The following is an 11,703-nucleotide window of genomic DNA, read 5'->3' as shown; positions in this document are numbered from 1 at the left end:
GACGCCGGGCCCGCGCCCCCTCCGGGAGGGGGCGCGGGCCCGGCGGCACCGACGCGGGATCAGCCCTCGTCGCCGGCGGCGGTCTTCTTGGCCGCCGTCTTCTTCGCCGCGGTCTTGGCGGCCGTGGTCTTGGCGGTCGTGGTCTTCTTCGCCGCCGTCTTCTTGGCCGCCGTCTTGGTGGCGGCGGTCTTGGTCGCGGTGGCCTTCTTGGCCGCCGCCTTCTTCGCCGGGGCCTTCTTCGCCGTCTTCTTCACCGGCCCGCGCGCCCGCTTCTCGGCGAGCAGCTCGTAGCCGCGCTCCGGCGTGATGGTCTCGACCTCGTCGTCCTTGCGCAGCGTGGCGTTGGTCTCGCCGTCGGTCACGTACGGGCCGAAGCGGCCGTCCTTGACCACCACCGGGCGCTCGCTGACCGGGTCGACGCCCAGCTCCTTGAGCGGCGGGGCGGCGGCGGCCCGGCCTCGCTGCTTGGGCTGGGCGTAGATCGCCAGCGCCTCGTCGAGGGTGATCGTGAAGAGCTGGTCCTCGCTGGTGAGCGAGCGGGAGTCGGTGCCGCGCTTGAGGTACGGGCCGTAGCGGCCGTTCTGCGCGGTGATCTCCGCGCCCTCGGCGTCGGTGCCGACCACCCGCGGCAGCGAGAGCAGCCGCAGCGCGTCCTCCAGGGTGACGGTGTCCAGCGACATCGTCTTGAAGAGGGAGGCGGTGCGCGGCTTGACCGCGTTCTTGCCGGTCTTGGGCGTGCCCTCGGGCAGGATCTCGGTCACGTACGGGCCGTAGCGGCCGTCCTTGGCGACCAGCATGTTGCCGCTGACCGGGTCCGGCCCGAGCTCGAAGTCGCCGCTGGGCTTGGCCAGCAGCTCCTCGGCGAGCTCGACGGTGAGCTCGTCCGGCGGCAGGTCGTCCGGGATGTCGGCGCGCTGGCCGGGCTCGCCCTCGACGACGGAGGCGCGCTCGACGTACGGGCCGTAGCGGCCGACCCGCAGGGTGAGGTCGTCGCTGATCCGGAACGAGCTGATCTCCCGGGCGTCGATCGCACCGAGGTCGGTGACGAGCTCCTTCAGGCCGCCCAGGTGGTCGCCGTCGCCGTTGCCGGCCTCGGCGGCGCCGCCCGCGGCGTGGCCCTCGCCCTCGCCGAAGTAGAAGCGCTTCAGCCACGGCACGGACTGCGCCTCACCGGCCGCGATCCGGTCGAGGTCGTCCTCCATCTTGGCGGTGAAGTCGTAGTCGACCAGTCGGCCGAAGTGCTTCTCCAGCAGGTTGACCACGGCGAAGGAGAGGAACGACGGGACGAGCGCCGTGCCCTTCTTGAACACGTACCGGCGCTGGATGATCGTGTCGATGATCGAGGCGTAGGTGGAGGGGCGGCCGATCTCCCGGTCCTCCAGCTCCTTGACCAGCGAGGCCTCGGTGTAGCGCGCCGGCGGCTTGGTGGCGTGGCCCTCGGGGGTGAGCTGCTCGGCGGCCAGCGGGTCGCCCTCGGCGACCTGCGGCAGCCGGCGCTCGCGGTCGTCGAGCTCGGCGTTGGGGTCGTCGGCGCCCTCGACGTAGGCCTTGAGGAAGCCGTGGAAGGTGATGATCTTGCCGGAGGCGGAGAACTCGACGTCCCGGCCGTCGGCGGAGGTGCCGCCGACCTTGACGGTCACCGACTGGCCGACCGCGTCCTTCATCTGGGAGGCCACGGTGCGCATCCAGATCAGCTCGTACAGCCTGAAGTCGTCACCGGTCAGGCCGGTCTCGGCGGGGGTGCGGAAGCGGTCGCCGGACGGGCGGACGGCCTCGTGCGCCTCCTGCGCGTTCTTCACCTTGCTGGCGTAGGTGCGCGGGGCGTCCGGCAGGTAGTCCGCGCCGTACAGCTGGGTGACCTGCGCGCGGGCGGCGGAGACCGCGGTGTCCGACAGCGTGGTGGAGTCGGTGCGCATATAGGTGATGAAGCCGTTCTCGTACAGCTTCTGGGCCACCTGCATGGTCCGCTTGGCGCCGAAGCCCAGCTTGCGACTGGCCTCCTGCTGGAGCGTGGTGGTGCGGAACGGCGCGTAGGGCGAGCGGCGGTAGGGCTTGGACTCGACGCCGCGGACGCCGAACGCGGTCTGCTCCAGGGCGGCGACCAGCTGACGGGCCGCCTGCTCGTCCAGGTGCAGGGTGTTGGCGCTGCCGGCCTTCAGCCGGCCGTCCGAGCCGAAGTCGCGGCCGCTGGCGATCCGCTTGCCGTCGACCGAGGAGAGCCGGGCGCCGAAGGTCTCCGGGTTGGCCGAGTCGGCCGGGGTGCGTCCGGTGCCGAAGGTGCCGACCAGGTCCCAGTAGGAGGCGGAGCGGAAGGCCATCCGCTCGCGCTCGCGCTCGACCACCAGGCGGGTCGCGACGGACTGCACGCGGCCGGCCGAGAGCTTCGGCATGACCTTCTTCCACAGCACCGGCGAGACCTCGAAGCCGTACAGGCGGTCGAGGATGCGGCGGGTCTCCTGGGCGTCGACCAGGCGCTGGTTGAGCTCGCGCGGGTTGGCGACCGCCTCCTGGATCGCCGACTTGGTGATCTCGTGGAACACCATCCGGTGCACCGGCACCTTGGGCTTCAGCACCTGCTGGAGGTGCCACGCGATGGCCTCGCCCTCGCGGTCCTCATCGGTGGCGAGGAAGAGCTCGTCGGACTCCGCGAGCAGCGACTTCAACTTGCTGACCTGGGACTTCTTGTCCGCGTTGACCACGTAGATGGGCGCGAAGTCATGGTCGACGTCCACTCCGAGGCGGCGCACCTCACCGGTGTACTTGTCCGGCACCTCGGCCGCGGTGCTGGGCAGGTCGCGGATGTGCCCGACGCTCGCCTCGACGATGTAGCCGGGGCCCAGGTAGCCCTTGATCGTCTTCGCCTTGGCCGGCGACTCGACAATGACGAGTCGCTGTCCGTGCGCGGTCTCGCTGCTCGGGGACACCTTCGCTCTTCTCTCCCGGTCGTTATGTGGGCTGGTCGGCGCTGGCAGCACGGGCTGCGCTCCGCCCGACCCCTCCACCGTCCCGGGGTTGCCGCTGCACGACGACCCCACCAGCGGAGTGTGACCGTACCCCGGCCACCCTTGTCAAACGGACTGATCCCGCTTTTTCGCTTGCCGGGCTCACCGACGCCACTCGAACGGTAACCCGATGACGGAGGTTCGCGCCCCGTGGAGGGGGGCTTCGGCGGGTTCCGGAGGATGGAATGACGGATTTCAAAATCTGTCAACGGAAAATCGACGTCCGCGGCGGCCGCGGCCGGGCGTCAGCCGCCGACAGCGGCGAGCAGTCCGGCACCGGCCGCCAGGCAGCCCATCCCCAGGACGCTCCACAGCAGGTCGGCGACCGCGCCGCGACCCACCTCCCCCGCCGCGAACACGGCCCGACTCGGGCGCCGCGGGTCGTAGCAGATGTGCACCGACGTGCCGGGCGTGAAGCGGTCCGGACGGCGCAGCGGGGTGTGACCGCGCGGACGGGTGACCACCAGCTCGGCGATCCGACCGGTGCCGGGACCGTCCACGGCGGGCAACGCGGAGAAGGAGAGCAGCGGCGCGCTGTCGAGCTGACCGTGCGCGTCGTCCTCGGCGACGACGGTGGCGACGGCCGGCACCCCCCGGCGGCGCACCCGGTGGCGAAGGCGCACTTCGGCGGCGCACCAGAGCAGCAGTACGCCACCGAAGAGGGCGAGCACGGCCCCGCCCACCGTCGCCGTCGTCGTGTCCACCCCTGGCCCCCGGCTCCCCAGCTCTGTCCACAGCCTGTGGACAGAGCTTCACAGCCAGGGGCCAACGGGGGACGGCCGGGCGGCGACCACCGGACGAACCAGGGGGTACGGGAAGGTGAACCGGGCACCGCGCCGGGCGCGCGGCGGAAATCCGGCGCGCGCCCGGGCGTACCCGGCGCACCCCTGGGCGCGGCCGGAACGCCCCGGGACGCGGCCGGAACGCGGCCGGAACGCCCAGGACGCTCGGGAGGTGCCCGGCGATCAGCCGACCGGGCGGATGAACCCCTGCTCGGTCAGCAGTCGCAGCGACTCCGGCACCCGGTCCCGCAGCACCACCCGGTCCTCGCCGAGCAGGTGCGCGATGGCGTCCACGATCTCCCCCGCCGACAGCGACCCGTCACACACCCCGACGAACCCGGCACCCACCGTGTCCACCTTGGTGGCCCGCCGCATGCCGCGGTTGTGACGCAGGATCACGTGCTCCGGATCCTCCGCGCCCGGCGCGCCGACCTGCTCCTGCACCACCTCGTCGGCCAGCACGTACCGGGCCGCGAGCAGGCCCGCGTCGTCGTGCGAGCGCAGGAAGTCCTGCCGGTCGAACCACTCCTCGATGTGCGGGCCGAGCGGCTGCTCCACGGGGTGCGGCCACTCCTCCACCCGGACGGTCGGACGCTCGGCGCCGCCCGCCCGCAGGGTGATCCAGCCCATCCCGATGCCCTCGACCCGGCCCGCCTCGAAGGCGTCCAGCCACTCGCCGTACCGGGCCTGGTAGTCGCCGCCCGGGCCACGGTGGTCGCCGCCGTCGCGCAGCCACAACTCGGCGTACTGGGCGACGTCCTGGACCTCGCGCTGGACGATCCAGGCGTCCAGGCCGGTGCCCGCCACCCAACCGGCCAGCCGCTCGTGCCAGTCCTCGCCCTTGACGTGCTGCCAGTTGGCCAGCAACTGGCAGTAACCACCCGGCTCCAGGTGGTCGGCCGCCGACCGGACCAGGCTGCGGCAGAGGTCGTCGCCGGCCATCCCGCCGTCACGGTAGGTGAACCGGCCGGCCGGCGAGATGACGAAGGGCGGGTTGGAGACGATCAGGTCGAACCGGCGCTGCCCGACCGGCTCGAAAAGGCTGCCGGTGCGGGCCTCGGTGTTGTCGAACCCGGACAGCGCCAGGGTCAGTTCGGTGAACCGCAGGGCGCGCGGATTGAGGTCGGTGGCGGTGACCTGCTGGGCGTGCCGGGCCGCGTGCAGCGCCTGTACGCCGGAGCCCGAGCCGAGGTCCAGCGCGGCCCGGACGGGGCGGCGCACGGTGATGTTGGCCAGCGTGGTGGAGGCGCCGCCGACACCGAGCACCAGGTCCTTGCGGGCCACCCCGTGCGCGGTCTCGCCGGAGCCGATGCCGCCCGCGCCGCCGACCGCGCAGCCCAGGTCGGACACCACCCAGGCATCCGAACTGGGCATCCCGGCCACCTCGTTGGCGTACGGCCGGACGTCCACCGTGGCACGCACCAGATCGCCGTCCGGGCGCAACCAGCCGTCGGCCAGGCAGTCCTCGACCGGCAGCGCGGCGGCGGCCGCCTGGTACGGCACCGACTGCTGGAGCAGGAACAGCCGGACCAGCGTCTCCAGCGGACTGCCGCCCCTGGTCGCGCGCAGCGCCGGCACCGCCTCGCTACGGGCCAGCGCCGCGTAGCCGGTGGGCCCGAGCAGGTCGAGGCAGCCGTCGGCGGTGAACGAGGCGGCGAGCAGCGCCTCGCGCAGCTTGGCGAGGCGGGTCGGGTCGAGAACGGGGCTACTGATCACCCCGCCATTGTCCCCCGGCCCACACCCCCCAGCCCCCGCACCCGCCCGGCGGCAGCCCCCACCGCCCCCGCCCGGCTACCTACCGGCAGCCCGCTGCCCGCCCGCCGGGAGACACCCCTCCCTCCGACCGCACCCCCGCCACCGCCCGGACATGCATGCGCCCCACCGCGCCGGGCCCGCCGTGCGGACCGTAGGGCGCGATGGGGCGCAATGGGGCGTTCGAGCGGCTCCCGGGCTCAGCTCGCGCTGGGCGCGGGAGTGGGCGGGGTGGCCGGGGTGGTCGGGGTGGTCGGCGGGGCCGTCGTGGTGGCGTTCGCTCCGGGGGTGGCCGCCGGGCTGGTGGCGTCCGTCGCTCCCGGCGTGGGCGTACCGCTGGGTGCGCCGGTCGCCCCGGCGCCCGGGGTGCCGGTGGCCGGGGTGCCGGCACCGTCGGTGGGGGCGGCCGAGCTCGGCTTGCACCCCTCCTGCTTGGCCATGGCGGCGCCGAGTTCGCCGCGCTGCAGCTTGCCCTGCGCCTGGGTGGACAGCGAGGCCAGCTGCTGGATCTGGTCGGAGACGCTACGCAGCCCGTCCGCGAACTTCGACCGGTCCGTGGTGTTCACCGCGTCCAGCTTCTTCTGGACGTCCTGGTAGCCGTCGGCCGCCTTCTTCAGCTCGGCGATGGTGTCCTTCTGCAGGTTCGCGCCGTCCTCCACCTTGGGGGCACCGGCCGCGTCGATGGCCGCCGCTATGTCCTGGTTGGTCTTGGCGAGGCGTCCGATGTCCGCCGAGAGCCGCTTCTGCAGGTCGACCGGGGCCTCGCCGGTCTTCACCTGGCCGGTGTCGGCGAGCGCGGCCTGCGCCTGGGCGATCGGGTCCTTGGCCGCGCCGCAGACGTTCGACGCCCAGGACTCCAGCTGCTTGCTGTTGTCGTCGCCGCAGCCGACAGCGCCGAACGCGAGCAGCGCGCCGAGAGCGGGTACGGCCAGCAGTCGCTTGTTCACCGGGAGAGGCCTTTCGGTTTCGGTCGTCTTCGGTCGTTGAACCTACACGGCCACCGCCCGCTCCCCGGTTCCCGGTTCCCGCCCTCGAACGCGCTGAGCACACCGAGCACACCGAACGCACCCGACGGCGCGGCCGCCGAACGCTCCCCGGCGCCGCTCAGGCCCGCTCGACGCGGATCGGGTCACCGGACCGGACCGTCCGCAGCACCTGGGCGTCGCCGTCCAGCGCGCCGAGGATGTTGCAGGGGCTGGCCAGTCGGCACTCGTCACCGCGGGAGATCGGCGTCGGCCCGTACGGCAGCGCGAGGCTGTCGCCGTCCGTCCAGAACGCGACCGTGCCCGGCTCGACGACCTGCCGGGCGTCGTCCTCGCGCGGAACGCTGACCGGCGTGCCGAAGTAGACCTCCTCGCCCCAGGTGCTCGCCGACGAACTGATCGGCAGCTCGGCCCAGAGCGCCTCGGCGGTGGGTGTGGCCGCCAGCGTGGCGGTGGCCTGCCCGGCGGGCCACAGAATGCGAATCCGCATGTACGTCCTCTTCCGCGACTGGTCCGATCGGTGATCGGACCCGGTCGTGCCGGAAGCAGGGAACCGCCGGGCTCAACAATTTGTCAACGCGTTCCCAGGGACTGGGACGGGGACCGGGACAGCGACTGGTGAACGGGATCGAACTCGGGCCGATCCGCCGGGAGGGCCCTCAGACCGCCACAGAGGCGACCGAGACCGGCCAGCTCATCCGGATCAGCCCGCCGCCCGCGCCGTTGGTGACCTCCAGGTCCTCGACCAGACCGGTGATCACGGCGAGGCCCAGGGTGTCCTCCTCCGGGTCGGCGCCCTCGGACGCACCGGAGGCCGGGACGGCGACGGGGCCGGCCTCGTCCTCGACCTCGATGAGGAAACGCTTCTCCTGATCGGTGAGCGCGACCCGGACCGTGCCGCCGATGCCACCGCGCTGGTGCAGACCGACCGCTCGGGAGCACGCCTCGCCGACCGCGAGCCGTACCTCGTCGAGCACCGACTCGTCGACGCCGGCCCGTCTGGCGACAGCCGCGGCGACCAGCCGGGCCGTCCGCACGTGCTCGGGAAGCGCACTGAATCGAAGTTCGACGGTTGCCATCTCTCCCCCTCGGGGTGCTCCGACCGGGGCCGGAGGTGCGGCCCCTGCGGGCCGGCTGAACCGGCCCTGGGGCGGCCGGGAAGCACCGGGGCCCGCGAGCCCCGGCACCCCGGACGCGTGAATCGGGCGGGCCGGCCACACGGACCGGCCCGGCCGCGTCAGTCGGTCGCGCTGACCGCGTCGTCCACCGAGGTGTGGATCGGGAAGACCTTGGTCAGGCCGGTAATGCGGAAGATCTTCAGGATGCGCTCCTGGTTGCAGACGAGGCGCAGCGAGCCCTCATGGGCGCGCACCCGCTTCAGCCCGCCCACCAGCACACCCAGGCCGGTCGAGTCGAGGAAGTCGACGCCTTCCATGTCGACGACGAGGTGGTACTTGCCCTCGTTGACGAGCTCGACCAGCTGCTCCCGCAGCTTCGGGGCGGTGTACACATCGATCTCGCCGCCAACCTCGACGACCGTACGATCGCCGACTGAACGGGTCGACAGGGACAGGTCCACGGAACCTCCAGCACCTTGCCTTGCTACGTCATGTGCGATCCTCGGCCGGACGGCCGCCACCGCATGGTCGCGAGCCCCGGGCGCGCCCCAGCCAACGCGTGGCAAGCCTCGGCGCTGCGACCCACGGCCATACGGCCGTCACGGCCACATTCAACCACCTGCGACCATGCCCGCACGATGGCTTACGACGATTCTCCGTCACGCCGGTGACACACTGGGTCCTCATGCCGCCCCGACACAGCCTGCCCGAGGCACTGCTCACGACCCTGTCCACCACCAGGGGGCGGTCCGACCGGCTCACCCATACGGAGCACCTTCCCGCCCGACCTGCCCGTTATTCGCCGTGGCCCGACTCGATCCGACCCGAGATCGTGGCCGCCGCGCTCGCGGTCGGAGTGGAACAGCCCTGGGCACACCAGGCGGAAGCCATGAACCTGGCCAAAAACGGACAGACTGTGGTGATCGCCACAGGCACCGCCTCGGGCAAGTCGCTCGGCTACCTGGCGCCGGTCCTCAGCGACCTGCTGGAGGGCACCGAGGCCCGCAACGGGCGTGGCGCCACCGCGCTCTACCTGGCCCCGACCAAGGCACTCGCCGCCGACCAGCGCCGCCGGGCCGCCGAACTCGCCCCGCCCCGGGTCCGGGCCGCGCTCTACGACGGCGACACCCCGCCCGAGGAGCGCGAGTGGGTCCGCCAGTACGCCTCGTACGTGCTCACCAACCCGGACATGCTCCATCGCGGCATCCTGCCCGCCCATGCCCGTTGGTCCTCCTTCCTCAAGGCCCTGCGCTACGTGGTCGTCGACGAGTGCCACAGCTACCGGGGCGTGTTCGGCTCGCACGTCGCCCAGGTGCTGCGTCGGCTGCGCCGCATCTGTGCCCGGTACGGTTCGTCCCCCACCTTCCTGCTCGCCTCCGCCACGACCGCCGACCCGGCCGCCACCGCCCAGCGCCTCACCGGCCTGCCGGCCCTGGCCGTCACCGAGGACGCCTCGCCGCGCGGGCCGATGGTCTTCGGCCTGTGGGAGCCGCCACTGACCGAGAACGTGGGCGAGCACGGCGCACCCGTGCGCCGCACGGCCACCGCCGAGGCCGCCCACCTGCTGACCGACCTGGTCGAACAGCAGACCCGCACGGTCGTCTTCGTCCGCTCCCGCCGCGCCGCCGAACTCGTCGCCCTGCAGACCCAGGACCAGCTCGGCCGACCGCTCGCCGACCGGGTGGCCGCCTACCGCGGCGGCTACCTCGCCGACGAACGCCGGGCCCTGGAACGCGACCTGCACACCGGCCGGCTACTCGGACTCGCCTCCACCTCCGCTCTCGAACTCGGCGTCGACATCTCCGGCCTGGACGCCGTCCTGATGGCCGGTTACCCGGGCACCCGGGCCTCGCTCTGGCAGCAGGCGGGCCGGGCCGGCCGCGAGGCCCAGGGCGCGCTGGCCGTCCTGATCGCCCGGGACGACCCGCTGGACACCTACCTGGTGCACCACCCGGAGGCGCTGTTCGCGGCACCCGTCGAGGCCACCGTGCTCGACCCCGACAACCCGCACGTCCTCGCCCCGCACCTGTGCGCGGCCGCCGCCGAACTCCCGCTCACCGACGCCGACCTGGAGCTGTTCGGGCCCTCCACCGAACCGCTGCTGCCGGTCCTGGAACGGCGCGGCCTGCTGCGCCGGCGCGGTGACGGCTCCTGGTACTGGACCCGCCGGGAACGCGCGGCCGACGCCGTCGACCTGCGCGGCAGCGGCGGCACCCCGGTGCAGATCGTCGAGGCCGACACCGGTCGGCTGCTCGGCACGGTGGACGCCGCGGCCGCCCACACCACCGTGCACACCGGGGCTGTCCACCTCCACCAGGGGCGCACCTTCCTGGTCCGCGAGCTCGACCTGGAGGACTCGGTCGCCCTGGTCGAACCCGCCGACCCGCCGTACACCACGTCCGCCCGCGACATCACCTCCATCTCCGTGCTCGGCACCGACACCACCGTCCACTGGGGCGAGGGCCGCCTCAGCTTCGGCTCGGTGGAGGTGGTCAACCAGGTGGTCGGCTACCTCCGGAAGCGGATCTCCACCGGGGAAATCATGGGCGAGACCAAGCTCGACCTGCCGCCCCGCACCCTGCGCACCCGCGCGGTCTGGTGGTCCGTCACCGAGGACCAGCTGCTCGACGCCGACATCCCGCTCGACCAGCTGCCCGGCGCCGCCCACGCCGCCGAGCACGCCTCGATCGGGCTGCTGCCGCTGTTCGCGACCTGCGACCGCTGGGACATCGGCGGCGTCTCCGTCCCGCTGCACCCCGACACCGAACTGCCCACCGTGTTCGTCTACGACGGCCACCCGGGCGGGGCCGGCTTCGCCGAACGCGGCTTCCAGCGGGCCGTCCGGTGGCTGACCGCCACCCGCGAGGCGATCGCCTCCTGCGAGTGCGACCGCGGCTGCCCGTCCTGCGTCCAGTCGCCCAAGTGCGGCAACGGGAACGACCCCTTGGACAAGGCCGCCGCCGTCCGGCTCCTGGACGTCCTACTGGCCGGCGCCCCCGAGGCGGCGGACGCCCCGGACGCGAGCTCCGCAGCGGCCCCGGACGGGCCACCAGCGGCCGACTCATGAGCCCATCCCCGCAGTACCGGACGGGCCGGGCGGGCCGGGCGGGCCCGGGGCATCAGCGGTTGCCCCGAGGCCGTCCTCGGCCGCGGTGACCGGGGCCCGGACCGGCCCGGCCCTGGCCCGGGCGCGCGCCGGGCCGACCGGCAGGCGCACCGGCAACCCACCGGCCGCCACCTCGGCCACCACCTCCACCGCGTCCGCCGGCCGGTCCACCGCGCAGGACACCAGAGCGGCCCCCTGCGCGGCGGCGATCCCGGCGGCCCGGCCGCACCCGCCGTCCGGGTCCAACAGCAGCCGGTCCGCCGCCGCGAGGGCGGCCAGATCGGCGGCCGACTCGGCCCGGTGCCGGGCGCCCAGCACCGCGCCGACCGAGATCGTCGCGGCGAAGGTGCCGGTGCCCAGCAACGCCAAGGACAGCAGCCAGACCGTCGCCGAGCCGGCGTCCGGACCACGCCCGCCCGTCGCGGCCACCCGGTCGCTCCGCGCCCGCGCCAACCGGCGAGCCGCGCACGCCGAGCCGGCCCGGAGGGCCCGGACGGCCCGGACCGTCGGGACGGCGCGGACGGTCAGGACGGCCACGCACCACCACCTCCTCCCGCGACTCCCCCGGCTCCGGGGACTCCCGGCAGGGTGTCCTCCCGCGCCGCCACCGCCGCCGCGCCCAGCCGCACCGCGAGCAGACCGCCGAGCCGGCCCGGTGCCGCGCACGGCGCGTCCACCTCGACCCGCACCGTGTCGGCCGCCATCGCCACCCGCACCTCGGCCCCCGGCGGAGCGGCCGCGCGGGCCAGACCGGCGGCGTCCGCCTCCCCCCGCGCGGCCGCCCTGGCACCCACCCGGGCCGCATCCACGCAGCGCAGCTGCGCGGCCGCCGCGAGCACGCCCCAGACCAGCATCGCCGCCAGCAGGACGAGCGCCGGCAAGGCCACCGCGGTCTCCGCCGTGACGAAGCCCCCATCCCCGCGCCGCCCCGGCCGCAGGGACGGCGCGCACCCGCCACGC

At 73.8% G+C, this 11,703-nt stretch carries 10 protein-coding genes; 1 reads left to right on the top strand and 9 read right to left on the bottom strand.

Annotation, left to right across the window (positions count from 1 at the left end):
- Nucleotides 1–59: 59 nt before the first annotated feature.
- The 7 genes from topA to ABTY15_RS03945 form a co-directional block, all read right to left on the bottom strand.
- Nucleotides 60–2,924: a type I DNA topoisomerase gene (gene topA / locus ABTY15_RS03975; protein WP_350575560.1), complete on the bottom strand. Its 2,865-nt coding sequence runs from the start codon at nucleotides 2,922–2,924 to the stop codon at nucleotides 60–62.
- A 323-nt stretch (nucleotides 2,925–3,247) separates the two neighbouring features.
- On the bottom strand, nucleotides 3,248–3,706 hold the full coding sequence (locus ABTY15_RS03970) for a DUF3592 domain-containing protein (protein ID WP_350575558.1): 459 nt from the start codon (nucleotides 3,704–3,706) through the stop codon (nucleotides 3,248–3,250).
- Between the two features lie 261 nt (nucleotides 3,707–3,967).
- Complete coding sequence (locus ABTY15_RS03965; RefSeq protein WP_350575556.1) at nucleotides 3,968–5,500, bottom strand: DUF7059 domain-containing protein; 1,533 nt, start codon at nucleotides 5,498–5,500, stop codon at nucleotides 3,968–3,970.
- 236 nt (nucleotides 5,501–5,736) lie between these two features.
- Entirely contained in the window at nucleotides 5,737–6,483 is a 747-nt protein-coding gene (locus tag ABTY15_RS03960; RefSeq protein WP_350575554.1) for a hypothetical protein, read from the bottom strand.
- A gap of 157 nt (nucleotides 6,484–6,640) precedes the next feature.
- The gene (locus ABTY15_RS03955) at nucleotides 6,641–7,009 is read right to left on the bottom strand and encodes a cyclophilin-like fold protein (RefSeq protein ID WP_350575552.1); all 369 of its coding nucleotides are present in this window, start codon (nucleotides 7,007–7,009) and stop codon (nucleotides 6,641–6,643) included.
- Nucleotides 7,010–7,178: 169 nt separating this feature from the next.
- On the bottom strand, nucleotides 7,179–7,598 hold the full coding sequence (locus tag ABTY15_RS03950) for an ATP-binding protein (protein WP_350575549.1): 420 nt from the start codon (nucleotides 7,596–7,598) through the stop codon (nucleotides 7,179–7,181).
- Between the two features lie 158 nt (nucleotides 7,599–7,756).
- A complete protein-coding gene (locus ABTY15_RS03945) occupies nucleotides 7,757–8,098 on the bottom strand; it encodes an STAS domain-containing protein (RefSeq protein ID WP_350575546.1) in 342 nt (113 codons plus the stop codon).
- Between the two features lie 224 nt (nucleotides 8,099–8,322).
- On the opposite strand from ABTY15_RS03945, the gene ABTY15_RS03940 reads away from it, so the two are divergent.
- Nucleotides 8,323–10,704: a DEAD/DEAH box helicase gene (locus tag ABTY15_RS03940; RefSeq protein ID WP_350575544.1), complete on the top strand. Its 2,382-nt coding sequence runs from the start codon at nucleotides 8,323–8,325 to the stop codon at nucleotides 10,702–10,704.
- Here ABTY15_RS03940 and ABTY15_RS03935 read toward each other — a convergent pair.
- Both ABTY15_RS03935 and ABTY15_RS03930 read right to left on the bottom strand, forming a co-directional pair.
- Nucleotides 10,699–11,280 carry an Rv3654c family TadE-like protein gene (locus tag ABTY15_RS03935; protein ID WP_350575541.1) on the bottom strand — a complete coding sequence of 194 codons (582 nt, stop codon included), beginning with the start codon at nucleotides 11,278–11,280 and terminating at the stop codon, nucleotides 10,699–10,701. The two genes, ABTY15_RS03940 and ABTY15_RS03935, sit on opposite strands and share 6 nt — an antisense overlap.
- Nucleotides 11,268–11,630 (bottom strand): TadE family type IV pilus minor pilin, encoded by a 363-nt coding sequence (locus tag ABTY15_RS03930; RefSeq protein ID WP_502893413.1) that lies wholly within the window; start codon nucleotides 11,628–11,630, stop codon nucleotides 11,268–11,270. The genes ABTY15_RS03935 and ABTY15_RS03930 overlap by 13 nt, the downstream gene beginning before the upstream one ends.
- Nucleotides 11,631–11,703 lie beyond the last annotated feature (73 nt).

Origin of the sequence: Kitasatospora sp. NPDC097643 (assembly GCF_040302625.1) — a bacterium.
Lineage (GTDB): Bacteria > Actinomycetota > Actinomycetes > Streptomycetales > Streptomycetaceae > Kitasatospora.
This window is presented reverse-complemented; position numbering and strand designations above follow the sequence as displayed.

Coding starts and splice junctions, on each gene's coding strand:
- ABTY15_RS03955 (WP_350575552.1), bottom strand. CDS start 7,009: ATGCGGATTCGCATTCTGTGGCCCGCCGGGCAGGCCACCGCCACGCTG.
- ABTY15_RS03950 (WP_350575549.1), bottom strand. CDS start 7,598: ATGGCAACCGTCGAACTTCGATTCAGTGCGCTTCCCGAGCACGTGCGG.
- ABTY15_RS03940 (WP_350575544.1), top strand. CDS start 8,323: ATGCCGCCCCGACACAGCCTGCCCGAGGCACTGCTCACGACCCTGTCC.